Here is a 25,411-nt window from a genome sequence, read left to right on the forward strand (position 1 = left end):
ATGTATGATGAAGAATTTTTTGAAAGACTTAGGCTACTTTACGTACCATCAATCATTATCTTGTATTTTTCCTGTCGTAATATTTATTACTCTCGCGCTCTCAAAAGTAATTCATATACCAGGCGTTGCAAGATACGATTTCATTTTAATAATCTGTCTTGTGACACAATACTTGATGTATAAATTTGGTCTAGAAACGAAAGATGAAATAAAAGTGATTTGTCTGTTTCATATTATTGGGCTTGTTCTTGAACTATATAAAGTGAATGTTAATTCTTGGTCTTATCCAGAAGAGGCTTGGTCAAAAATTGGAGGTGTGCCATTATATAGTGGCTTTATGTATGCAAGTGTAGCCAGCTATATTTGCCAGGCGTGGCGCAGGTTTGATTTAAAGATTGTCAATTGGCCAAAGAGTTATATTGCTATTCCACTAGGTGCCATGATTTACTTGAATTTTTTCACACACCATTTTATTTACGATTTAAGATGGCTGTTAATGGTGTTACTTTTCATTGTGTTTTACCGTACAGTTGTCAAATTTACCGTACGCAAAAACATCTATCAAATGCCGATTGTCGTATCTTTCTTTTTAATAGGGTTTTTCATTTGGATTGCTGAAAATATTGCTACATTTTTTGGTGCATGGTCATACCCTAATCAAGAAGTAGCCTGGACGATTGTTCATTTTGGGAAAATCAGTTCTTGGTTTTTACTTGTCGTTATTAGCATTATGATTGTGGCACAGCTAAAGTTATTTTATCGAGATTCGGGTGAGTGAATGAGGAATTAGAGTCTCTTTACATTAAATAGTTTGAAGTTGTACCCACAGGTTTTCATCAAACTGTCCCTTTCGTAGGCGCCCTTCCTGCTGTAGACTCCTCTGTAGAAGAGAAATAGGGGGTTAAAAAATGAAAACGGACATTCGAGTGCATCTAAGAGCCTGTAAAGATGACAACCAAATAAAACAATTTTTAGAGGTCGCACAAACTGCTTTTCTTGGTTTAGTGGATGAACAAATGCCATATGTTATTCCATTTAATTATGTCTTTAAAGATGAATATTTTTATTTTCATGGAGCGAATGAGGGGAGAAAAATAAATATTATCGAGACCAATCCACATGCATGTATCACAGTATGCGAAACTTTTGGAACAATGGTAGACCCCATTCCTGCTGAAACGGATACAGCATATATGAGTGTGGTTGCGCATGGTCAAGTGGAAATAGTAACAGATTTAAATGAAGCAACTGCTGCGATGCAGGCAATGCTTGATAAATATGTACCAAACTATTACCATAATCAATTATCGAAAAAACATATCGAAAAGTATCAATCTTCTTTAGGGAGTAAAACACTTGTCTTGAAAGTGAAACCTATTACGATAACAGCAAAAGAAAATAAATTAAATGAACAAATGAAATTTTATCCAGGGAGAATAGTAAAACAAGATATGTCCCAAAAATCTGCTCCTACTGCCATCCATTCTTCAAATTAATGCGCTATAAAACAATTAGCTTTACAGAATGGCTTTCCTTTATTTCGTTATAAAGATTTGGAAATATGTTATTTCCGAATCTTTTTTTAGTTGGTTTCGAAAATAAACTACTCTTATTTATAGATATAGCAATAAGGAAGTGCTATAATGCGTGTGAAAAAACGTGGGAAATTCGAGGATAGAAGGAGGAGCAGTTTGTTTGAATATTTTAGTAGTTGACGATGAAAAAGAAATTGCAGATTTAATAGAGCTTTATTTAAAAAATGAAAATTATAATGTATTTAAATATTATACAGCTCAGGAAGCATTGGCTTGTATGGAGCGTGAAGGTTTAGATTTAGCTATTTTAGATATTATGATGCCACATATTGATGGCTTTACCGTTTTACAAAAAATACGTGAAACCTATAATTTCCCTGTCATAATGCTGACGGCTAAGGAAGAGGAAATTGATAAAATAAATGGCTTTTCTTTAGGAGCAGATGATTATATTACAAAGCCTTTTCGACCATTAGAGTTGGTCGCTCGCGTTAAGGCACAGTTACGAAGATTTACGTTATACAACCAAAGCTCGAAGCCACATGAGGATACGATTGATTTTGCAGGTTTAATGATGAACAAGAATACGAGACAAGTCTTGTTAAATGAAAGACAATTATCCCTTACACCTACAGAGTTTTCTATATTATGGTATTTAAGCTCGAATAGAGGAAAGGTTATTAGCTCAGAAGAGTTGTTTCAGGAAATATGGGGAGAAAAATATTTCAATAGCAATAATACAGTTATGGTTCATATTCGGCATTTGCGCGAGAAAATGAAAGATTCTGTAGAGAACCCTAAATTTATTAAAACGGTTTGGGGAGTGGGGTATACAATTGAAAAATGAGTTTGGAAGACTGAAGAGGAAAATGGTTTTACAAATTATTTTTATTCTTGCTGTGGCCATTATATTCGGTTTGATTATCAACTTCGCCCTCATCGATGGTGTTTTGCAAGCGCCTTTCGCTAATGCTTTTATGTCCTTCTGTGAAAATATTTTACAATTAGATTATTATGCAGCCCGACAAGCTTATTTTGTATTATTCCAACAAAATAAACCCCTTTTGCTAACGATAGGATTTATTTTATTACTGCTCGTTATTTTTTATATGGCCTTATCTCGTTTTACTCGTTATTTTCATCAAATTAGTTCAAGTATCTCCATGCTTTCTGACGAGTCAGAACAGGAAATCCACCTACCTCCTGAGCTAGATTTTTTGGAGAAAAAATTAAATGATGTAAAAAATAAATTAGAAAAACGGGCAAGAGATGCGCAAGAAGCAGAGCAACGGAAGAATGACCTTGTTGTTTATTTGGCACATGATATTAAAACCCCTTTGACTTCGATTATTGGCTACTTAAGCCTTTTAGACGAGGCTAAGGACATGCCTGTGGAGCAAAAAGAAAAATATGTAACGATTACGCTAGAAAAATCTTATAGGCTTGAGCACTTAATCAATGAGTTTTTTGAAATCACTCGATTTAATTTACAATCCATTATTTTAGAAAAAGATTCAATTCCTCTAAACTATATGTTGATGCAAGTCGCCGATGAATTTTACCCATTGTTAACACCTAGAGGTCAAAAGGCAATCGTCCATATCGATGGAGATATTACTATTTATGCAGATGGCAATAAATTAGCAAGAGTATTTAATAATATTTTAAAAAATGCCATGGCCTATAGTGATCCTAATAGTACAATTGAAATTACTGCTAAAAAAGAAAATAATGAGATATTTATTTCGTTTTCAAATACAGGAAAGACGATCCCTCCTGAAAAACTAAAGATGATATTTGAAAAGTTCTATCGTTTAGATAATGCAAGGTCCACACAAACTGGTGGTGCGGGACTAGGTTTAGCTATTTCAAATGAAATTGTACAAGCCCATGGCGGAACAATTACAGCTACTTCTAGTAACGAAAAAACGATCTTTACTGTCATGATTCCGGGTAATTCTTAAGAAACCTTAAGAATTCACTAATAGTTAATTAAAATAAAGCTCCTCTTTTTATGTTTGAATAAAGACATAATGAGAAGGAGTTGTTTTTTATATGTTCAAGAGAAAAGGTATTTTAACTATACTATTCATTTTCGTCATGATGTTTGTTTATTTTATATGGGCTAAAGAAACGCCTGTATCCTTACAAGTCAACACGCAATCGTTTGACATTCCAACAAAGAGTGGCGATATGATGAATGTTAATTTATATAGCCCGAATGCTATTTTGGTGAATTTGGATGAAAATAAAGTTCTGATAGATAAAAATAGCGAGGAAGTTATTTACCCTGCGTCATTAACAAAAATGATGACGGTTTTAGTGGCTATCGAGCAGATTCCTAATTTACAGGAAGAAATTGTTTTAGGGAATAATATATTTAATCATTTATACGAAGCGAACGCATCACTTGCTGGCTTTCTCCCAAATGAAAAGCTTACGCTAGAGGATTTATTATATGGTTCTATGCTGCCATCAGGCGCTGAGGCTTCCATCGGTTTAGCTGAATATATTGCTGGCTCGGAAAGAAAATTTGTAAATTTGATGAATGAAAAGGCCCAACAGTTAGGCATGGAAAATACTCATTTTATGAATACTACTGGATTGCATCATACAGAGCATTATACGACTGTCAAAGATATGTCTTTACTTTTGCAATATGCATTAACAAATGATGAATTTCGTCAAGTGTATACAGCGGAAAGATATTCTATCAAACCTACAAATCGTCATCCAGAGGGGATAACCTTTACAAATAAAATGTTTCAAAATATGACAACAAGAGCATTACCAGGCGGAGAAATTTTAGGTGGGAAAACAGGCTATACAGACGATGCGGGTTTATGTTTAGCAAGTTTAGCTACAATAAATGGACAAGAATACATCTTAGTAACAGTAGGGGCTGAAGGGAATTCTCGAACAGAACAATATAATATAACAGATGCATTTTCTGTGTATAGTCAATTATAAATTAGTTTCATGTAGCTTTAGAGATTCATCTGAAATCATGTAATATTGAATTGATAGAAAATTAATAATTATTTTATTTTTCATCTTATAAAAAATGCTTTATAGTAAATGTATTCAAACATATTTGCATCGAAGGAGGATACAATGGGGAGATTAGTTCATTTTGAAATTCATGTAAGTGACATGGAGAGGGCAAAGAATTTCTATGGGAACGTATTTGGTTGGTCATTTCAAGATTGGAGTGACTACGCAGGAATGCCGTATTTTGGAGCGGTAACAGGTGTTGAGGATGAGCATGGCATTGATGGTGCTTTAATGCAACGTCAAGGTCCGCCTCCAGAGCCTAACCAAGCTATGAATGGATTCGCTTGTACGATGGGCGTAGAAAGTTATGATATAACGGAAGCAAAAATTCTAGAAAACGGTGGCCAAGTAGCTATGCCAAAGTATGCATTACCAGGTATGGCATGGCAAGGATACTATAAGGATACGGAAGGCAATATATTTGGTATTCATCAGCCAGATAAAAATGCAAAGTAAGAATGAATAATGTAGCATTTGAAACCCACAATTAATCAAAATTAACCATCTAAAATAACCTGGTAAGACTTATGTTCCTTTACGGACATAAGTCTTTTTTTGATGGGTGACATCGCAACAACAAAAGGGGCAAAAATGGTGAAAATTTCAAGTTAATGATGTTTTATTTTGGTAAATTTGTTATGGTAAATAAAGGTATTTAAAATGTATCATAATGATCGAGGAGTAATCGTGATGAAAAGAAGAAAACGAATGTTATTTTTGGTGGCGCCCCTATTACTTTTAAGTGCTTGTAATAGTGAGATGGAGGGGGACACGAACAATGAGAAAAAGTATATATCGTCTATTCAAAAAAAGGAAACTTATGAAATTCAACATCCTGCTAAATTTAATATTGCTAGAGGCTCCATAATCAAGAATATGAATAATGCATTAAATATGAATGAAATAGAAAGAGGTTTAATGGATTTATCCATCCATCAATTTTCGACTGATAAGTTTTATTTGCAGGAAGGTCAATATTTAAGTGATGAAACGATTAGTCAATGGCTAAGTAGAAAAACAAATGATGATGTGGGTTTAAACCCTACTATCGAAAATAAAACCGATAATGTTTTAGAGGATGAAAAAAGGTATCCCTTAATCCTTTCCCATGTATTGGAACAAAATTTTATTAATAAAGAAACTAGTAAAATGGAAGGCATGTCGATCGCCATATCGTTAAATGAATATTATGACATACGAGTAACTGATGATGAAGGTTTAATTTACACTGGGCAAGTGAAAGTAGACCAAAACGATGATGGTGTCGATGATGTCAAAAACTTTGGTAAAAAAGTAGCTGAAAAAATAGTTAAAGATATTAGGGGAAATGTAAAAATACCGAATGTTCCTATTTACCTTACGTTATTTCAAGAATCGAATATAAATGATATTATTCCAGGGGTATTTTTAGCGGAAACGTTTATTGCTCAGGGGGAAGCTACCATTATAAAATGGGCTGAAATAGATAAGAAATTTTATATATTCCCCTCGGAAGCGTTATATAGTTTAGATCAAAATATGTATACTAAATTATTACTTTTCAAAGAGGACATCCAGGAAGGATTTAAACATTTAAACCTAAAAATATTTGGCAAGCTACGATATGAAGAAGGTAAATTAACAGATATTCAAATAGAGGTGAACGCTCCACTTATAAATGAACCAGAGTTGATTGGTCTATTACAGCTCATAAGTACCAATTTAAATAGGATATTAATCGATTATATTCCCATTACAGTTCGGATCATTGATCAGCAACAAGATGTAGGAATTGTCCTTTGGGACCCTATTGAAAAACAAGTTTTTGCAAAGCCTATTTAACTTCTCGACAACGTAAATGTTTATTTATAACTAGTATTTGGATGAATTAAAATTAGGGGAACTATCCACATTATTAAAGCTTATGACCCATAGGCTAGCTGTTAATAAAGAGGTCAAACTTTTCATGGATACCACTGCCTTTGGTGATATCTTTTATTATGATAATAGCTATATTTCTCTTTATAGTAAGTGTTTAAAATAATAACGTCTAGGTGCTCATTCAACTGAGGCACCTCTTTTTTATGGCAAATGGCATTGCAATCTTATACATGAATGAGTATGATGAAAATGATAATCATTTTCATTTAAGAGGAGTGGAGAATTCATGAAAAGACATCTCATTATTGGTATGCATCTAGCTGTGCAAAACAAACATGGCGAGAAAGATGTGTTGATTGATGAGCATATTGCATTTGCGAAGCGTGCGGAGGCGGCTAAATTAGATTTTTTATTTAAAGCAGATTACTTAATGGCTCATCCAGAATTAATGGCTAAAACAAAAGGTACAGTTGGGTTAGACCCTAGCTTTTTATTGACAGCAGTGGCAAGAGAAACGAAGCAAATAGGTTTAGTCACTACCATTTCTACATCCTTTATACCACCCTATTTAATTGCCCGACAATTACAATCCTTGAATTGGATTAGTGGGGGACGTGTAGGATGGAATATCGTGACCTCCATTGATGGTGCCTATAATTTTAGTAACGAGGCTATGCCTTCCTCAGAGGAGCGTTATGCTAAAGCGGCTGAATGTACTAAGGTTGTGAAGCAGCTATGGCATAGTAATCCTTATGAAATGTTAGAAACAGATGGCAATATAGAGAAAATAAAAGAACTTATGAAGCCAATCAATCATGAGGGAGAGTTTTTCCATATAAAGGGACCGTTAAATATACCGATGCATCCGGCGGGAGAAATTCCATTATTTCAAGCAGGAGCATCGGACGTGGGGCGACAATTTGCAGCAACCGTATCCAATGCCATTTTTGCGGCGACACCAGCTATGGAAGTTGGTATTGAAATGCGCAATGATTTACGGAAACGAGCTGTTAACGTGGGACGTACAGCAGATGATATACGTTTATTACCAGGACTCTATTTCTTTATTGGAGATACATATGAAGAAGCATTAGACATGTACCATCATGCACACGCACATTTAACCCTGGAGCGTCGTTACGATGCTTTAGAGTCAGTCATTGGTTTGAATATTCGACATATGGCACTACATGATCCTGTAACAGTGGATATGTTACCACCCGAGAATCAAAAAGTACGCAGTCGAACACATGCTGATCTTGTTCGTCGTTACATCATGGAAAATGAACCATCAGTTGAAGTACTGCTTGCTCGTCCAGAAGTAATTGGTTCAGCACATCTTGTAGCAATCGGCACACCACAGCATATTGTCGATCAAATCGTTACTTTTTATGAGGAGGGGGCATTGGATGGCTTTATTGCTGTTCCAGGTGGTCCTGAGAAATCTTTGGATTTATTCTTTAGCAAAGTTATCCCTCTGTTAATAGAGCGTGGGTTATTTCGAGCTGAATATGAAGGTAGTACATTAAGTTCCCATTTAGGCTTAAACGCGCAATTATCTAATAAATAAACAAAAAAGGGCAAACAAATAGTTTTGCCCTTTTTTTGCTAGAAGCTCATCCGAACATTAATAGGATAAAGATAGGTTGATTCGGGTAGTTCAATTGTTACCCAATTATCAATATGGATGACAGGTAAGCTTGCCCCCCCATATGTTGTTTGACCAATGGTACCGACTACTTCAAGCCATGTATCTTCTGTGAGCGTAGGTGCCTCAGGAAATTCTGTTAGAAAGCCTACGATACTTGCATCAGCGACACAATGGGTAATAAGAAATCTTGAAATAACTAGTTGCTGCTCTGTAAAGCTTTCCTCTTTTAAAACAAAGCCCTTTATTTGAATTTTCTTCCCTAAATAATTAGACAAATTTTGATTGATTTCTTCATAGTAAATGGTATAGTCCTCATCGGTCATTTTCAGCATAGGCTGTTGTGAGAGCCGTTGCTTTAATTGTTCATATTGTTTTTTCGTCATCTCCTGTTTTTCTTCCAGAAGTCGGGGGTCAGCATCATGCTCATCGTAAATATTTTCATCGATCATTTCATTTGAAGTCAGGTAATCCTCTATTTTAGATGATTGATTTTGCTGAGTGATCATAAAAGCACCACCCTTTTTATCAGCGATGGCAGCATCCAAAATTTTAGCTGGCACGAAGAAGCCTGTCATGATGGGGGTTATGATAATAAGGTAGGCTAGCCATTTTTTTCGTGTAGAAGGAGCGTGAACATGGTCGTGATTAGAGCAGCAAGCTTGCCCGATTGGATGATATGGATGGGAAGTCTTTGAGAAAGATATAACTGTTGTTGATTGCACAAGAAAAAGTATAAAAAATAAAGCGGCAGCTGTTTGACTAAGGCCTTCATATTTAGGGTTGATGAATTTTGTTAGTTCTCCGGTCCAATGCAGATTGGCTATCATAGCCGAAAAAGCGAGGAGCATTAAGGCTCTTAGTGCTTGTTGCACGTGAAATTTCATAGTTTACCCCCTTAGAGATACGCTGAAAGAATCCATATACTAATGTAGACAACTGTAGCCACTAAGGCGATTAACGAGAAGACAAATTTTAAGCGAAATACGCTCATCAACATGATAGTATTTTTCAAGTCAATCATCGGTCCGAAAATAAGAAATGCAAGAATGGATGGTGTGGAGAAAACTGCGCTAAAGGATGCGCCAATAAAGGCATCGGCCTCCGAACAAAGGGATAAAATGAAGGCTAAGCCCATCATGACCAAAATTGAGGAGGATACACCATCTCCAATTTCGACGAGTGCCTTGGTAGATACAAAGGTTTGCACAAAGGCAGCTAAAAACGCCCCAATAATGAAGTATTTGCCCACATCAAAAAATTCATCAATGGCATGTTTAAACATATTCATTAGTTTTGTGACGAAGGATGTTTGTTGATTAGTAGTTGTCAATGAATAGGGCTGTAAGGAACGTTTAAATTGTGAGCCTTTAAAAAACAAGCTGATGAGTAATGCGACTACAATGGCAATGACAAAGCCAATTAGCATCCGAAGGCTAGCTATTCTTAAATCATTGCCAAATGCCATATAGGTAGAAAGAATAACGACTGGATTAATGAGCGGGCCAGTTAACATAAATCCCATAGCTGCATGTATAGGTACCCCTTTGGCAATCAATCTTTTAACAATCGGAACAATTCCACATTCACAGGCTGGAAATAAGGCTCCTATAAGACAGCTCATAACAACGGCCAACAGAGGGTTTCGAGGGATCCACCTTTGGATATGTTCCTCTGTAATAAAAATTTGAATAAAGCCAGCAATGAGTATCCCAATTAAGACAAATGGTAATGCCTCAATTAAAATACTTAAAAAAATGGTGTTCAAACTGAGTAAAGAGGAGCTTAGATTGTTCAGTGCAGAGATGTTGAACAAGATTAGCGATAGAATGCTAATAAATAGAATGAAGAGGAACCAAAAATTCAATCCATATTTAGAGTAAGCAAGATGTACCACAAATACCTCCTTAAAATGTAATGATTACGCTTTAATACAAGGTATGTGATAAAAGTTTCTGTTAGTACTTTCAAAAAGAAAGAGAAAATAAAAGCTAGTTCCCACCAACTTATTATTTTCTCTCCTTTAATGATGAGCATATTTAGTTCTATATTGCTTAGGGGTGATACCCGTAAATTTCTTGAAAACTTTAATAAAATAGCTTTGGTCAGTGAAATTAAGTAAAGAGCCGATATCTAAGATTGGATAGTTTGTAAATGTTAAGAGCTTCTTCGCCTCATCAATCCTTTGCTGCTGAATATATTCAGTAAAGGAAATCTCTACTTCCTTTTTAAATAGGGAGGAAAGATAATTAGGGCTTAAATGGCAAATAGCTGAAAGTTGATCGAGTGTTATATCTCCGTATAATTGATTTTCAATATAATGAATACAAGTAGTAATGGGAGCCGAATATTTCCTTGTTTTGGCTTGTGCTACACGACTTGTATAGTCGTAAATAGCTTCCTCCATTAACGAAAGAATGTCGATTATACTATTTTGATCCTCTAGTTTTTGAATGTAAAAATCACTTAGTGTAAAGGCTGTTTCTTCGTTTAACCCACCTTCAATTGCTGCACGACAAATTAGGGCAATCCCTGTAATCATCAAATATTGGACACTTTTTAAATTATTACGCTTTGAAAGTACGCCTAGTTCCGCTTGTTCAACAATGGAATAGTTCAAGACTTCTGTTAATTTCTCCATACGCCCATTTTTCACATTGTCTAATAATATTTTTTCATAGTAAAGATTTGTATGAACAATATCATTTCTTCTGGCATACGAAAGCTCAAGCGCTGTATGTCCCTCATGACGAATAAGAGGCTTTAGCTCTTGGTTGTAATGAATTACCGCTGTTTTATTTAATTTCCGCTGATAGATGGAATAATAAACAAATAAACTAATAGCTAAGCGCTGCTGATAATGAAGAGTAGGAATCGGCTCGTGCTCATGATAAGTGGCTTCCTCCAATTGTGGTGAAAGAGAGGGACCGACAATTATGGCTCCTAAATGCTGTTTGTTTATGATGAGGTTGATAAAGAAGAAATTAAAATTAGCGATTGTGAAAAAAATCGGATAGTCCGATGAAGACGTATGGTAAGGATATATTTTCAATTGTTCCTTTATAGAATGATAGGATGGATGATTGAGACATTCCGCTGATGCATATTCAAAAATTATTTCTCCCGATGCATGAATATAAGAGACAGGAAGATGATGTGTTTCATAAACGAGTTGACTTATGTATTGAAGGTCGATAGTGGATATTTTCACGTGTTACACACCTCAGTTCTTCATGGTGCTTTCAAAATGAAAGCAGTTACAATTTTTATGGACAGACAATGGGAAAGTACTATTTTGTGTAAAATAATACAATAAAAAAGGGGAAAGTAGCAATAAAATAGACCATGTATTCAACATACTAGGGAGGAATGGAAGATGGAACTTTTAAATAAAATTGCCGTAGTAACGGGTGCTGGAAGCGGTATTGGAAGAGCAAGCAGTTTAAAGCTTGCTAGCAACGGTGCAAAAGTCGTGATCGTTGATTTCAACAAGGAAACGGGAGAAGAAACATTAAAATTGGTGAAAGAACAAGGCGGAGAGGGAATCTTCGTTCAAGCTGATGTTTCGAAAAGTGAAGATGTAAAGAAATATGTGAATGCTGCCGTTGAAACATACGGTCGTATTGATGTGTTTTTCAATAATGCAGGAGTGATTCAAAAAATTTCCCCATTAACAGAGATTGCTGATAGTGAATATGATCGCATTATGTCAATCAACGTAAAAGGAGTTTTTCTTGGCTTAAAACATGTGATTAAAGTTATGGAAGGACAAGGTAGCGGCTCTATTATAAACACAGCTTCAACGGCTGGTGTTCGCAGCGAGCATAGTATGGCTGTTTATTCTGCAAGTAAGCATGCAGTTATTGGTTTAACAAAATCTGCTTCATTAGAGTATGTGAAAAAAGGTATTCGAATCAATGCGATTTGTCCTGGTGGAGTGGAAACAGCGCTAACAAACAGTGTAACTGCTATGTTTGAAACAGGGGGCTATATTCCAGAGGAAATTCCAAATATGAGAATGGGACGTTATGCTAAACCAGAAGAATTAGCAGAAATGGTTGTTTTCCTAGCATCAGACAAAGCAAGCTATATGACAGGCTCTATCGTAGTAGTTGATGGTGGCTTAACATTATAAAATGAAGAAATCCAGTGAACAACTAGTCACTGGATTTTTTTATGTTTATTTGACAAGCTATAATGTGAATTTTTTAAGCTCACTCATTAATGTATCCGTCATTTTTTGAAGATCGACGATTTTTGTATTTATTTTTTGGAAGGATACTAGTTGTTCCTGTGTTGAGGCTGAAATTTCCTCTGTACCTGCGGCTGTTTCTTCTGTAATCGCAGAAATATTTTCAATCGTACCATTCACTTGCTGGCTCATTTCATTTGTTTGCATCATTTCCTTAGTGAGATGCTGTAAATCATGATGGATATCAGTAATATGATTAGTAATGGCTGCAAATGAATGTTCCGTTTCTAGCATTGATTGTGCTTGCTCATTTGAAAGGTCATGCCCTCTTTCAGCCGTAGCTAGGATGTGATCTATACCACCTTGAATATGAGTAACCATTGAAGAAATTAAATTTGTCGCATGTTCCGTTTCAGAAGAAAGCTTTTTAACTTCATCGGCTACGACGGCAAATCCTTTTCCTGCTTCGCCAGCACGAGCTGCTTCAATAGCCGCATTTAAAGCTAGCAAATTTGTTTGACTGGCAATTGTATGAACAGCATTAGCGGCTCCTTCGATTTCTGTTGTAAATTGTGAAAATTGAGTAACAGCATTTTTAATTGCTAGTGAGGCACCTTGAATATCCTTCGCAATAGTAGATTGTTTTTCCAATGTATATTGCCCATTTTGAACGGCATCCAATGCCTGTTTACCATGTATAGCTGATTGCTCTGTTGTGTGAGCAACGGATTTAAATTGATCCGACATATTATTCATAAGAATCGCGACAGATTGAATATCTTCTGACATCGTGTAACTACCCTTTGCTAATTCGTCCGTAGATACTGCTACTTGATTGCTACCTTCGTTAATATTTTGCATATGGCTTGTTACATCCTGTGTAAATAAACTAACATCCTTGCCTATTTGATCGATGGATAACACGGTGCTCTTTAAATTCGTCATCATTTGTGAAAAACTTTCAGTCAATCGATCAATTTCATAACGGCTATTTGATTGATAGGAAAGGGTGGAGGTATCTATCGTGAGATCCCCAGTAGCCGCGCTCTGTGCACATTCTACAATTTGGTTGATAGGTTTCGTAATTCTTTTAGCAGCTACATAGGAATAAACAATTGTTGCTAAGATTAATAGGACACTACCTATGATAGCTGTTGTAATAATAAAACCGATTTTTTGCTTTGTTACTTGTATCATTTCTTGATACCATTCATTCGTTTCTTTTTTGAGCAAATACATATCATTTAAAATGCCTTTAATTCGAAGAGATTGCTTTTTAACTTCTGGACGATTGTCCTCTTGCAGGCCCGCTTTTGTAGCTTTTTCAAGAGCTGCAAATTTATCTGTAATTTTACTAATTAATTTCTGATGTTCAGGAATTTTCGATAGGGATGCTAATGCATCTAAATTGACTTTTGTTTCTTGTAAGATAGCAAGTGCTTCGTTTTTATTGGCCTCACTATCTAAATAGGTGTAGTTATTTAATGATTGGCTAGCAACTACGAAGCTTTGTTCAAGCTCTTTCACTGAGAGTAATAGTGCGGTATCATCTTGAGCCGTTGTTTGAATGGAAAATGTTTGAACAATAATAAAACCAATCATCCCCATTGCCAGCAAGATGGGGATCAATGTGTTCATAAATAATTTCTTTCGTAGTGTCACTGACTATCCCTCTTTTCTGCAGAAACTTTTATCGAGCCTGAAACAATTGCTTCACGGGCTTTTTCAATGGCGGCTTGTTGCTCAGACGTTAATGTAATCACACGGATATCAGCTAGTCCTACACCTTGCTCGGCTAGTCCTAGAGCCAAGGATTTTTCAGTTAATTTACCTTCGTCCACCAATGTTTTTGCGAGTTGAAAAACAGCATGGTCAACATTCTTTAACATAGAAGTGACGACTGTTTTTTCAGCAATATAAAATTGATCGATATCAACCCCAGCTGCATAAATTCCCATCTCTTCAGCTTTTTTAATCGCCCCAAAGCCTGTAAAACCAGCAGCGTGGTAAATAAAATCAACTTGATTTTGGATATATTTATCAGCGATTGCCGCACCAGCCTGTGTATCATCAAAGGTTCCTGCATAGTCACTCATAATTTCAATATTTGGGTTTACATAGCCAGCTCCTTCTATAAAACCATTTTCAAAGTGATGGATAACAGGAGCATCTGCCCCACCAATAAAGCCGATTTTTCCTGTTTTGCTTGTCATAGCAGCCACCATACCAACTAAGAAACTTCCTTCTTGCTCCTTAAAGGTAATAGAGATAATGTTGTTCACATCTGACTGTCCATCAATCAATACAAATTGTTGCTCAGGGAATTGCTTCGCAGTCTTTTCTAGTGCCTCTTGTACAGAAAAACCGAGACCAATGATAATATCATATTTTTCTTCTACAAGCTCCTGTAGCTTTTCCTCATAATTTCCATCTGGTGCCTCTTTATAATCAAATAAAATACCAAGTTCATCCCGCGCCTTTTCAAGTCCTTTAAAAGCAGAATCGTTGAATGATTCATCTCCAAGTCCAGCATCCGATAGTAAAACTCCTATCTTATAACCTTCCGTGGATGTTTCTGTCTGAGCCGATGAACAGCCTGCTATTAATAGAGCAATCAAAAGACAAGCCACCATTAATTTCTTCAAAATATGTACCTCCTGTTGTTTCTAGTTATAAAGTATATATCGGCAAAAATTTAATATTTTTAGTCGGATGTCAGACGTCGAATAAAATAAATTTCTGTACGATCTATAAGAATATATATCCAAATTTATATACATAATAAGTTAATAATATAAAGCTAGATGACTAATCAAGTAATATATTTATTAAAGTTTCCCACTTTTCCACGGATGTACAATAACAAAAAAGCCCAACGCAATTTGCGTAGGGCTTTTATCTAGATTTAAACAGCTCCAAATAATTTTAATAAATTAATAATAATAATGCCGATAACACCAAAGTCTGAATCACCAAAGGTCGTACCTTCATAACCGATATCTCCCATAAATATTAGAAGTATCGCGGGAATAAAGCTAATTAATAAACCGTTAGCAAAGGCACCTGACATAGCACCGATTCTGCCTCCTGTAGCATTGCCAAACACACCTGCTGCAGCACCAGTAAAGAAGTGGGGAACTAGCCCTGGAACAATTACTTTCAGTCCGATGAAAGGCAGTATAAACATTGAAACAAGTCCAGCTAAAAAGCTAAATAGGAAACCAATGATCACAGCATTCGGGGCAAATGGGAAAATAGTTGGGCAATCGAGTGCGGGCTTAGTATTGGGCACAAGTTTATCAGCAATGCCTTTAAAGGCTGGAACAATTTCAGCAATTAACATCCGTACACCAGCTAAAATGATATATACCCCAGCAGCAAATGTAATCGCTTGCATAATGGCGAAAATAATGAAGTTAGATCCACCAGATAGTTGAGCCTCTATATAGGAAGGTCCCGCAAATAGCGCTACAATGACAAAGAATACACTCATCGTTAAAGAGATAGCGACAGATGTATCACGTAAAAAGCCAAGGGACTTAGGTACCTGTATATCTTCTGTTGATTTTGCTTTATTACCAACAAGCTTTCCAATTTTAGCAGATACATAGTAACCAACACTACCAAAGTGACCTACAGCAAAATCATCACTGCCTGTTATTTGGCGGACAGTTGGTTGCAAAATAGCAGGGAACACTACCATACAAAGTCCGAGTATAATAGAACCGACAATGATAAGAGGTGTCCCACTCATTCCGCCAACAGATAAAGAGGCAGCGATTAAACAAGCCATGAATAATGTATGATGCCCAGTTAAAAAGATATATTTTAATGGCGTAAATCGCGCAAGTAATAAGTTCATAATCATCCCAAATACCATAATGAGTGCAGTGGCTGTTCCAAAATTAGTTTGAGCAGCTGCTACGATGGCCTCGTTGTTAGGAATAACTCCCTGTACGTGAAAAGCATGATCGAACATTTTACTAAAATGATCTAACGAGCCTATTAGGACAGTTGCTCCTGCCCCTAGGATCACAAAGCCCATAATCGTTTTTAAAGTACCAGAAAGAATAGTGGAGCTTGATTTCTTTTGAATGAATAAACCAATAAATGCGAATAGGCCGACTAATATAGCTGGTGTTCCTAAAATGTCATGCATGATAACATCTAACATACCAACACCTCATCCTATCCAAATTTTTTTTGCTTAAAGCCAAGGTTCCAGCTTTTCCTTAATTTCCGATATATTCATCATATTGACGATACTCACAATGATTGCGTTGTCTTTCGCTAATTCATTCACAATATCGGCCGCACCTAAATAAATATCAGCTTTCTCCGCCTTTGCGGATGCTAAATCCGTATGGGTCACCTCTGCCTCTTTGCCCATAGCCTCTAATGCCTTCTTTACATTTAATTCTAAAATAAAGCTACTTCCTAATCCGCTACCGCACACGACTAATATTTTCATCCTGCTGACTCCTTTGTCGTATATTGTTTGATCTTCTCTCGTATGTCTTCTTCATGCTGACAAGCAATAAGGCTATCAACCTGATCCGGATGTTGTAGCACTAAGGTTAGATCAGCCAATGCCTGTAGATGTGATGTATTGTCGATTGCAGCTAAAACAATAATTAAAAAGACAGGCTGATTAGGGCTGAAAAAAACAGGCTGCTGTAAACGTAGCAAACTTACTGCTAAGGCATGAACACCGTCTGTAGGCCGTGCATGTGGAATTGCAACTTTCGGCGTAATGACGACATAAGGACCATATTGCTCAATGGATTGAATCATTGCCACGATATAGCGTTGTTCAATTTTATTTTGACGTATTAATGGTTTGGCAGCTAAACGAATGGCTTCTTGCCAGGACTGAACAAAGTTTGCAACTTGGATACAATCCTTTGTCAGCAATTTGGTTAGCAAATACATTCCTCCTTTCTAATAAATATATCCCCATTGCATTTTATTACGGCGATCTGTGGAATTATGTCAGAACTGAAGACATTTTTAATCGCTGTGCTACTTCGTAAATCGACATTTTGACAAACTCATCAATGGCATTATCTAACCGCGTTTTAGGATATATAAATTGAATCTTTCTCCGAAGCGTCACATCTTGTAAATCCTTTTTCATTAGTAGACCCGATTTTAATTCTTCTTCGATTAAGGCAGCGGAAACGAAAGCCAAGTTCTTTCCGAAGGTCAGCATTTTTTTTATTGTACTTACCGAATCCAATTCGATGGTATAAGTAGAAGGCTGAAAGGGGTCCATCCACTTTTCGATGAAGTGATTCGTGGAGCTAGATGAAGTATGCAATAACAGTTTATTTTTAAGAACATCCTCTCTGGTGATGAACTTTTTAGATGCGAGTGCATGTGTTGGGCTTAATGCTAAAACAAGGGCATCTTCTCCGATTGTCTCGTAATGAAGGGCGGTATTTTCCTGTTTAGTCTCCATAATGAGCCCAAAATCTAATTCTTGAAGGGCTACTTTATTTTCAATTTCAGGAGCTGTTTTCACCTCTAACGAAATACGAATCTCTGGATAAGCCATTGAAACTTGATGGATTAAATCGGGCATGAAAATATGTGCGGGTAATCCACTTGCCCCAAGTCGGAGGGAGCCGATATGCCCAGCTAATAGGTTTTCAATATAGCGATTCATATCTTTTTGCAGCTGTACAATTTGACGAGCATAATGATAAACACCCTCGCCCGCTTCAGTTAAGCGGTACCCGCCTGCATTTGTGCGAAATAAACGAATACCATATTCCTCCTCAATTGAACGAATATGAAAGGACACAGTTGGGGCTGTAATGCCGAGTTCTTTGGCGACCGGAGCTAATTTTTTTAATTCAACGAGTAAGCAAAATGCCTGTAATTTTAAATTATTCATTTTATCCTCCTAAAGTAAATTAGAAAAAATCATGCATTTACTTAAGTTTATTAGATTTTTTTTAACGAGTTATTAATAGTAGATTAATATTTTCTAAATATGTGGAATTTATAGTAGTTAGTAACGAGGAGGATACTTATGAAAATCTCATTAGCTAATATCGAGAAAAAATATGGGCAATCTCAAGCATTATGGCCTATTAATGTGGAGTTAGATCAGCAATTCATTACGATTCTCGGACAATCAGGCTGTGGTAAAACCACTTTATTAAAATTGTTGGCAGGTCTTGAACAGCCAACGAAAGGGGAAATTCGATTTGATGACACTGTCATTTATTCTTCGGAATCTCGTAAAAATGTCAAACCGAATAAACGCAATATCGCCATGGTTTTTCAAGATTTTGCCCTATGGCCCCATATGACCATCTTTCAAAATATCGCCTTTGGTTTAAAGGGGATTATTCCAAAGTCAGACATTCCAGCACGTGTAGAGCATGTGATGCAATTAGTAAAAATGCAAGGGTTTGAGAAACGGAAGCCAGGGGAGTTATCAGGGGGTCAGCAGCAACGAGTCGCACTGGCAAGGGCTTTAGCTACAAACCCACAATTAATTTTATTTGATGAGCCATTATCTGCCCTAGATGCAGTGCTTCGAGAGCAAATGCAGGATGAAATTATGCAACTTATCCATGAGCTTGATTGCCAAGCCATTTTTGTTACTCACGATCAAACAGAAGCGATGACCATGTCAGATCAAATTATCATTATGGAAGCGGGAAGCATTGCACAAATCGGCTCCCCTGAAGAAATTTATCGTGCGCCAGCAACACCTTATGTAGCCGATTTTATTGGAAAAGTAAATTGGTTACAAAATGGACAATCTATTGTGCGACCTGAAGGTGTTTCTAGAATACAACGTCCAGGCACGATTGCTAAGCAAGCGAAGATTGTGAAAAGTACGTTTGTTGGAGACCGTTACTTAGTACAGGCTCAAGTGGAAGGAAAAGCATGGAGCTTTTACGAGAATCAGCCACTAGAACATGGAAAACGATTACAAGTATTTATTGATGAAAATCAGATCTATCAAATGGAGGGTTTACATTGAAAAAGCGACGTTTTAAATTATGGGCAACTGCGGGAATTCTACTAACATTGGCATTAGCTGGCTGTGGGAACAAACAGGTGGAGGAGGAGCAACAGGCAAGTGCAAAGACACAAGAGGAGCAAGTATTAACAGTGTATTCTGCGGGCCCTGATGGCTTAGCCGCAAATATTCAGCAAGCTTTTGAAGAAAAAACAGGTATTAAGGTTGAGATGTTTCAAGGTACTACAGGCAAAATTCTTTCTCGTTTAGAAGCGGAAAAAAATAATCCTGTAGCCGATATTGTCGTACTAGCCTCTGTAGCTTCTATGGATGGTCTTAAGGCAACTGACCAGCTACAAAGTTATAAAGATGCCGAAAATAAAGAGAACATCAATCCTACTTGGTCAGACGGAGAAGGGTATTATTTCGGCTACAGTGCCTCGGCCTTAGGTATTGCCTATAATACGAAAAATACAAAGCAGGCACCGACAGATTGGGCAGATTTAGCAAAAGCTGAGTGGCAAAACAAAATTAATATACCGGATCCAAGTTTATCAGGTTCAGCTGTCGATTTCTTATTTGGCTATACGGAGGCAGAGAAAACGGCATGGGCAACAGTGGATACGTGGAAGAACAATGGATTACAAGTCAATGGCGCAAATAAGGAAGCGTTAGACGCAGTCATTACAGGTGAGAAAAATGCGACAATAGCAGGCGTTGATTATATGGCTTACAAAGCAAAAGCAGATGGAGAACCAGTGGAAATCGTCTATCCGAAAAGCGGCACGGTCGTTAGTCCTCGTGCTGTTGGTATTTTGAAGGATGCGAAACATGTTGAAGCTGCAAAGGCATATGTTGACTTTTTATTGTCAGATGAAGGACAAAAGCTTGTAGCAGATGCTTACTTATTACCAGGAAATAAGGAGATTGCGGTAAAAAATCGTGCGGCATTAGATGAAATTCCTCAACTACAAGTTGAGTGGGCAGGTGCTGAAGCCAAGCAACTTGACGTATTAACAAAGTTTATCGATTTATTTCGTTAAGCGATAGGGAGGTACATAGTTCTCTGTTGAGTTTTCAAATAGAAGGGTTGAAGTAGTCATGATCATGGAAGGAAGACGAACTTTTGGATTTTTAATGACAATTGTCGTCGTATTTGCTATCGCTCCTTTAATGGCGATTTTGTTCTATACGTTTACAAAAGATGGGCATTTTGATTTTTCACAGTTTAGCCGAATGTTTGCACATGAACGATTATGGCAGACACTTGGAAATTCAATAGGCTTAGGGATTTTCGTTATGTTAGGTACAACGTTAATTGCCTTTCCTATGGCATTTATACGAACGAAAACAAGCTTATATAAACATGAATGGCTTGATATTGTTTTGACCATTCCATTTATGACACCCCCTTATATTGGTTCTATGGGTTGGATATTGTTTATGCAGCATAATGGTTTTCTTCAACAATTAGTTCCGGGCGCTGCTTGGTTAACGGATTCATTCTTTTCCTTATTTGGAATGGTTATGATTATGAGCTTACACCTATTTCCGTTTTTATATTTAATGTTAAGAAATACATTACTACGAATGAATGGTTCCTTTTTAGATGCAGCATTGATTTTCGGACGGAATCCGTGGAGAAATTGGGTGAAAGTCGTTTTACCACTTATTCTATCAAGCTATGTTTTAGGCAGTTTACTGATTTTCATTAAAACGCTTGCGGAATTTGGAACACCAGCTACATTTGGTAGTCGTATTGGTTTTCAAGTATTTACAACAGAAATTCATTCATATTTATCCAGATGGCCGGTCGATATTAGGATGGCGACCTCTCTGTCTTTATTTTTACTTTCGGTTTGTTTAGTCATTTGGTATTTCCAAAATTTAATGGCACGCAAATATACTTATGGCGTGCTTTCAGGGAAAAGTCCTGGAAAACGTGAGGTCACAGATAAATGGTATATAAAAGTCATATCATGGACCTTTGTCGGGTTGATCCTTTTATTATCTATTGGCATCCCTTATTTTTCGATTATCGTCACCTCTTTGCAAAAGGTGAGAGGAGATGGTTTACAAGCAGGTAATTTTAGCTTTGCCTCCTATCAGGAGCTATTCACAGTTGGCAGTGCAGGATTAACAGCATTTTTAAATAGTATTGTTTTTTCCATCATGACGGCCGTGATCACAGCAATTATTGGCTTGCTTTTGGCACTCTATATAAAAAAAGGGGAAACAAAGAAACAGCAAGTATTAGACTTCCTTAGCTTAATGCCTAATATTATTCCAGGTATTGTCTTTGTCGTAGGATTGATTATGTTTTGGAATGCTCCATGGCTTCCCGCAACCATCTATAACACAAAAACCATGGTTGTGGTGACATACTGTGTTCTTTTCTTACCCTATTCTGTACAGTATATTAAATCTTCGTTTTCTCAGTTAGATGCTTCCATATTTCAATCGGCAGCAATTTTTAGTCGTAGTAACTGGGATATTTATCGCAGAATCATCCTTCCGTTATTAATGCAGGGCATACTTACGGGTATGATGATGACCTTTATTATTTCGATGCGAGAGTTAGTGGCCGGTCTCTTAATTTTGCCACCTTCTGTCGAGACAGGCGCAACGTTTATTTATAGTCAATTTGAGCAAGGGAATGTAGGTGTTGGGATGGCTGTTGCCGTCATCACCGTCTTCATCACGGTGATTTTTATGATTCTACTTGATTGGCTGCAAAAACGTGGAGGGCAAGCACATGTTTAAGATTGAAATTTTAGGCGGGGTGGGGGAGTATGGGCGCAATTGCTTTTATATCGAAAATCAAGGGAAGGCGATTTTACTGGATTGCGGGGTGATGAAAAATTCACAAAAAACCCCACCAGCTATAACACTTAATCATGTAGAAAAACTAAAGGCAGTTTTTATTTCTCATTCCCATATTGACCATGTGGGCGCACTACCGCTACTTGAAGAAATGGGCTACAAAGGGCCGGTTCTAATGAGTCATAAAACTTCTCAGCAGCTTCAACATCCTATTTCGCATATCCGCACTTTCCATCCAGATTCGAGAGGGACTTGGATAAAGGTGAATGATTATTTGGCCTTTCAATGGGGATATAGTGGCCATTTAATTGGAAGTGTATGGTATAAAATTCGCTTTTTTGAAAAGGTAATTTTTTTCTCAGGTGATTATGTTCGTGATTCCTATTTGCTCAAGGCTTCCTTACCAGTAGAAGATGGGACGATTTATGATGTAGCATTCATCGATAGTGGCCATATTGAAAAAAATATTGATAATCATGAGGTATTACGGAAACTTGAAACTTATGTAAATGAACATCCAAACAACGCTTTTATTTTTCCATCATCCTTTTCAGGAAAAACCGTCGATATTGTCACCTATCTTGCTCAGCGAACTTCGCGAGCCATTTGTATAGATACAAAATTACAGTCCCTGTTTAAACAGTATGAAGAAGAACCTGAAAATATTTGGCCGCACAGAATGACGTTACAAGTCGGTCACAAGCAATGCACTGGCGATGGTCATACACTCTATTTTGTTAGGGAACAGGATGAAGCTAGACTTGAAGAACTAGCAAAGGAGCATCCAACGGCCATATTCATTGAAACAGGGTATTCGCGTCCGTCATTCAATCAGCATGTTTCAATGCAACCTTCTCAGGAATTTTTCTATAAAACCCATCCCGACTATCAGGATACAATTTCGCTATCGCAAAGTATCCATGCACGACAAACTATTTATTTTCACAGTCCACATACACATTTAGAAACAACCATACAAAAGGAGGAAGTAAATAATGGCTAAATTGAAGAAATGGGCATTTTATATGTGCTTCATGGGTTTGACAATTATTAGTATGATGTATATCCATCCAACAGAGGCAAAAGCAGCAATAGAACCAGGGCATGAAATTAAATTTAATATCAAATCAGACATTTTAACAGAATCAAATATAGCAAATGTTTTTCAAGCAACAAAAAAAGACGATGTAAAAATTTATTTCTATGATACGTCTGATAAAATGTTTCTCCAAAGTGATTATATTCATCGCTTACGTGTATATAAAGGTAGCAATAAGATGGATATTACCTATAAAAAACGTTTTCTTCATACACCGTTGAACGAAGCGATTGCTGAGGCAACAGATCATGGCTTTACGGGGTCAGAATCTAATTATAAATTTGAATTAGATATAAAGGGCGACCAGCGTACATTTACGATTAGCCGTAAAGAATCCTTGAAAACGACTTCCAATGTTTCTTACGATTCTGTAGATACAAGTGCTGCTAAAAAACTCATCCTTGATCATTCGCCTAAGAAAATTTTAAATTGGGATGCTGAAGCCTGGTATAAAAATATATTATCTCAAGCTGTTGTCTACGGTCCTGCCAAAGCTACTACCTATAAAGGAAGCTTTTTAGGACATGATGCCGATATTGAGGTTTGGGAGTATAAAGGAGATATAATGGTCGAGCTTTCTACAAAAGTGGATGATAGCGCTCTAGCTGCTGTTATCGAACAGCAATGGTATGACCAACTATTATCCGCAGGCTATTTAAGTGCGGATCAACGTGGGAAAACAACATTTGTAATGGATAAATAACAAGCATTTTCATAAATTCGCGACATGTTGAAACAATGAGAAGGATATACTGTCCTCATTGTTAGAAATGGAGCGAATTTTTTCTTGTAAAAAACAGATGATAAAAAGTAGGTCCATATTTGTTCTAACTTTGATAATTTCGCTTACACTTACTATAGGACGAACTTTGGGTAATATGAGGGGGAATTGACATAGCTAAAAAAATGGGCATTGTTGCGCTATTACTTTTCGGTGTTTACGTGCTTTGTATGTACTGGTATATATTCCATAGCGGAGGAGGCAAAATACCAAGTACCTTACAGGGAACTGTTGCTGATCCAGTAATGTTTATGTCTGGTAAGGAACTTCTTTTAAGTGGTGAATATTCTAAAATACGGAACTTTTTATTCTTTGTAGCTACTCCTTTAGAATGGCTTGTTTACTTCATGATATTACTGCTAGGTGTCTCACGTTATTTAGAGAAAGTAAGCACATCTCAAACAAAGTGGAAGCTTTTGCAAAATGCAGGCTACTTATTTTTATTGTCATTATTAGTATATGTCGCATTATTCCCAATGGACTATTATCGTTATTATCTCAGTAAAAGCTATGGCATTAGCAACCAAGCATTTGGATCTTGGATGAAGGATGGTGTCATTGATTTTTGGGTGAACTTTGGAATGACCTTGATCATAGTGACAGTGCTCTATTGGCTCATTAAAAAGAGTGAGAAAAGATGGTGGCTTTATGCATGGCTATTAACCATCCCGTTCACAATGTTTGTGATGTTTATCCAGCCAGTTGTGATCGACCCTTTGTACAATGACTTTTATCCGTTAAAAAATAAAGAGCTGGAAACTAAAATATTATCACTTGCTACCGAGGCACATATCCCAGCAGAGCATGTTTACGAGGTGAATATGGCTGAGAAGACGAATGCCCTAAATGCTTACGTGACAGGGATAGGTAGCAATTCAAGAATTGTTCTTTGGGATACTACATTAAACAGACTAACAGATAATGAAATTTTGTTTATTATGGCGCATGAAATGGGACATTATGTTGAAAAGCATATTTATTTTGGCATTGCAGGCTATCTTTTACTCTCTTTAGCTGGTTTATGGCTAACAGCTAAAATTATGCGACGCTTCGTTACACGATATGGACAGGTATTCAAAATTAATAAAATTAGTAATATTAGCTCCTACCCATTATTTTTACTAATTACCTCCATATTATTATTTGCTTCCAATCCCGTTTCTAATTACGTATCCAGATACCAGGAATCAAGGGCAGATCAATATGCGATTGACTTGATGAATGATCGCAAGGCGGCTGTAACGGCATTTCAAAAGCTAACGATTTCGGGCTTAAGCGAGGTCAACCCACCGCTTTTGGTGAAATGGTTCCGTTATACGCATCCTCCAATGCTAGAGCGTATTAATAACGTTGCTGATAAGGGCGAGTACAAACAAGAGGGTCCTTTAAAGGAAGAACAGAAGAAAAATAAGTAAATATGTTTTCCCAGTAAGTAAG

At 36.8% G+C, this 25,411-nt stretch carries 24 protein-coding genes; 15 read left to right on the forward strand and 9 right to left on the reverse strand.

Annotated elements, in window-relative coordinates:
- Positions 1 to 4 precede the first annotated feature (4 nt).
- The 8 genes from C9J29_RS05115 to C9J29_RS05150 all read left to right on the forward strand — a co-directional run bounded on the left by C9J29_RS05115 (position 5) and on the right by C9J29_RS05150 (position 8,019).
- Positions 5 to 778: a DUF817 domain-containing protein gene (locus C9J29_RS05115; protein ID WP_089985490.1), complete on the forward strand. Its 774-nt coding sequence runs from the start codon at positions 5 to 7 to the stop codon at positions 776 to 778.
- 130 nt (positions 779 to 908) lie between these two features.
- Positions 909 to 1,496 (forward strand): pyridoxamine 5'-phosphate oxidase family protein, encoded by a 588-nt coding sequence (locus tag C9J29_RS05120; RefSeq protein ID WP_107921754.1) that lies wholly within the window; start codon positions 909 to 911, stop codon positions 1,494 to 1,496.
- 199 nt (positions 1,497 to 1,695) lie between these two features.
- On the forward strand, positions 1,696 to 2,382 hold the full coding sequence (gene vanR / locus C9J29_RS05125; RefSeq protein WP_089985493.1) for a VanR-ABDEGLN family response regulator transcription factor: 687 nt from the start codon (positions 1,696 to 1,698) through the stop codon (positions 2,380 to 2,382).
- 22 nt (positions 2,383 to 2,404) lie between these two features.
- The gene (locus C9J29_RS05130) at positions 2,405 to 3,499 is read left to right on the forward strand and encodes a sensor histidine kinase (protein ID WP_174804713.1); all 1,095 of its coding nucleotides are present in this window, start codon (positions 2,405 to 2,407) and stop codon (positions 3,497 to 3,499) included.
- 91 nt (positions 3,500 to 3,590) lie between these two features.
- Positions 3,591 to 4,505: a D-alanyl-D-alanine carboxypeptidase family protein gene (locus tag C9J29_RS05135; protein WP_089985498.1), complete on the forward strand. Its 915-nt coding sequence runs from the start codon at positions 3,591 to 3,593 to the stop codon at positions 4,503 to 4,505.
- 144 nt (positions 4,506 to 4,649) lie between these two features.
- Positions 4,650 to 5,045 (forward strand): VOC family protein, encoded by a 396-nt coding sequence (locus tag C9J29_RS05140; protein ID WP_043989750.1) that lies wholly within the window; start codon positions 4,650 to 4,652, stop codon positions 5,043 to 5,045.
- Between the two features lie 234 nt (positions 5,046 to 5,279).
- Positions 5,280 to 6,410: a CamS family sex pheromone protein gene (locus C9J29_RS05145; RefSeq protein WP_090001257.1), complete on the forward strand. Its 1,131-nt coding sequence runs from the start codon at positions 5,280 to 5,282 to the stop codon at positions 6,408 to 6,410.
- 325 nt (positions 6,411 to 6,735) lie between these two features.
- Complete coding sequence (locus tag C9J29_RS05150) at positions 6,736 to 8,019, forward strand: NtaA/DmoA family FMN-dependent monooxygenase (RefSeq protein ID WP_107921756.1); 1,284 nt, start codon at positions 6,736 to 6,738, stop codon at positions 8,017 to 8,019.
- 38 nt (positions 8,020 to 8,057) lie between these two features.
- On the opposite strand, the gene C9J29_RS05155 is transcribed toward C9J29_RS05150, so the two are convergent.
- The 3 genes from C9J29_RS05155 to C9J29_RS05165 form a co-directional block, all read right to left on the reverse strand.
- Positions 8,058 to 8,984: a TIGR03943 family putative permease subunit gene (locus C9J29_RS05155; RefSeq protein WP_107921757.1), complete on the reverse strand. Its 927-nt coding sequence runs from the start codon at positions 8,982 to 8,984 to the stop codon at positions 8,058 to 8,060.
- 11 nt (positions 8,985 to 8,995) lie between these two features.
- On the reverse strand, positions 8,996 to 9,994 hold the full coding sequence (locus C9J29_RS05160) for a permease (RefSeq protein WP_107921758.1): 999 nt from the start codon (positions 9,992 to 9,994) through the stop codon (positions 8,996 to 8,998).
- 126 nt (positions 9,995 to 10,120) lie between these two features.
- Positions 10,121 to 11,308, reverse strand: a complete 1,188-nt coding sequence (locus C9J29_RS05165) for an AraC family transcriptional regulator (RefSeq protein WP_164908684.1) — start codon at positions 11,306 to 11,308, stop codon at positions 10,121 to 10,123.
- A gap of 165 nt (positions 11,309 to 11,473) precedes the next feature.
- On the opposite strand from C9J29_RS05165, the gene C9J29_RS05170 reads away from it, so the two are divergent.
- On the forward strand, positions 11,474 to 12,232 hold the full coding sequence (locus C9J29_RS05170) for an SDR family NAD(P)-dependent oxidoreductase (RefSeq protein WP_089985507.1): 759 nt from the start codon (positions 11,474 to 11,476) through the stop codon (positions 12,230 to 12,232).
- Positions 12,233 to 12,289: 57 nt separating this feature from the next.
- Here the strand turns inward: C9J29_RS05170 and C9J29_RS05175 are convergent, their stop codons facing one another.
- From C9J29_RS05175 to C9J29_RS05200, 6 genes are all read right to left on the reverse strand, one after another.
- Entirely contained in the window at positions 12,290 to 13,951 is a 1,662-nt protein-coding gene (locus C9J29_RS05175) for a methyl-accepting chemotaxis protein (RefSeq protein ID WP_043989746.1), read from the reverse strand.
- Positions 13,948 to 14,934 (reverse strand): BMP family lipoprotein, encoded by a 987-nt coding sequence (locus C9J29_RS05180; RefSeq protein ID WP_107921760.1) that lies wholly within the window; start codon positions 14,932 to 14,934, stop codon positions 13,948 to 13,950. The genes C9J29_RS05175 and C9J29_RS05180 overlap by 4 nt, the downstream gene beginning before the upstream one ends.
- Positions 14,935 to 15,194: 260 nt before the next feature.
- Complete coding sequence (locus tag C9J29_RS05185) at positions 15,195 to 16,463, reverse strand: PTS ascorbate transporter subunit IIC (RefSeq protein ID WP_107921761.1); 1,269 nt, start codon at positions 16,461 to 16,463, stop codon at positions 15,195 to 15,197.
- Between the two features lie 33 nt (positions 16,464 to 16,496).
- Positions 16,497 to 16,760: a PTS sugar transporter subunit IIB gene (locus tag C9J29_RS05190; protein WP_008174366.1), complete on the reverse strand. Its 264-nt coding sequence runs from the start codon at positions 16,758 to 16,760 to the stop codon at positions 16,497 to 16,499.
- Positions 16,757 to 17,221, reverse strand: coding sequence for a PTS sugar transporter subunit IIA (locus C9J29_RS05195; protein WP_008174362.1), 465 nt, complete (start codon positions 17,219 to 17,221; stop codon positions 16,757 to 16,759). Before C9J29_RS05195 ends, C9J29_RS05190 begins: the two co-directional genes overlap by 4 nt.
- 55 nt (positions 17,222 to 17,276) lie before the next feature.
- Entirely contained in the window at positions 17,277 to 18,188 is a 912-nt protein-coding gene (locus tag C9J29_RS05200; RefSeq protein ID WP_008174360.1) for a LysR family transcriptional regulator, read from the reverse strand.
- Between the two features lie 138 nt (positions 18,189 to 18,326).
- Between C9J29_RS05200 and C9J29_RS05205 the strand changes: the two genes are divergently transcribed.
- The 6 genes from C9J29_RS05205 to C9J29_RS05230 all read left to right on the forward strand — a co-directional run bounded on the left by C9J29_RS05205 (position 18,327) and on the right by C9J29_RS05230 (position 25,389).
- Entirely contained in the window at positions 18,327 to 19,292 is a 966-nt protein-coding gene (locus tag C9J29_RS05205; RefSeq protein WP_089985515.1) for an ABC transporter ATP-binding protein, read from the forward strand.
- Complete coding sequence (locus C9J29_RS05210) at positions 19,289 to 20,314, forward strand: ABC transporter substrate-binding protein (RefSeq protein WP_008174357.1); 1,026 nt, start codon at positions 19,289 to 19,291, stop codon at positions 20,312 to 20,314. The genes C9J29_RS05205 and C9J29_RS05210 overlap by 4 nt, the downstream gene beginning before the upstream one ends.
- 58 nt (positions 20,315 to 20,372) lie before the next feature.
- Positions 20,373 to 22,034 (forward strand): ABC transporter permease, encoded by a 1,662-nt coding sequence (locus C9J29_RS05215; protein WP_107921762.1) that lies wholly within the window; start codon positions 20,373 to 20,375, stop codon positions 22,032 to 22,034.
- Positions 22,027 to 23,097 (forward strand): MBL fold metallo-hydrolase, encoded by a 1,071-nt coding sequence (locus C9J29_RS05220; protein WP_107921763.1) that lies wholly within the window; start codon positions 22,027 to 22,029, stop codon positions 23,095 to 23,097. Before C9J29_RS05215 ends, C9J29_RS05220 begins: the two co-directional genes overlap by 8 nt.
- Positions 23,090 to 23,896, forward strand: a complete 807-nt coding sequence (locus C9J29_RS05225) for a hypothetical protein (protein WP_008174350.1) — start codon at positions 23,090 to 23,092, stop codon at positions 23,894 to 23,896. Before C9J29_RS05220 ends, C9J29_RS05225 begins: the two co-directional genes overlap by 8 nt.
- 191 nt (positions 23,897 to 24,087) lie before the next feature.
- Positions 24,088 to 25,389, forward strand: coding sequence for a M48 family metallopeptidase (locus C9J29_RS05230; RefSeq protein WP_043989743.1), 1,302 nt, complete (start codon positions 24,088 to 24,090; stop codon positions 25,387 to 25,389).
- Positions 25,390 to 25,411 lie beyond the last annotated feature (22 nt).

The sequence above is a fragment of the Lysinibacillus fusiformis genome (assembly GCF_003049525.1).
GTDB classification, from domain to species: Bacteria; Bacillota; Bacilli; order Bacillales_A; family Planococcaceae; genus Lysinibacillus; species Lysinibacillus fusiformis.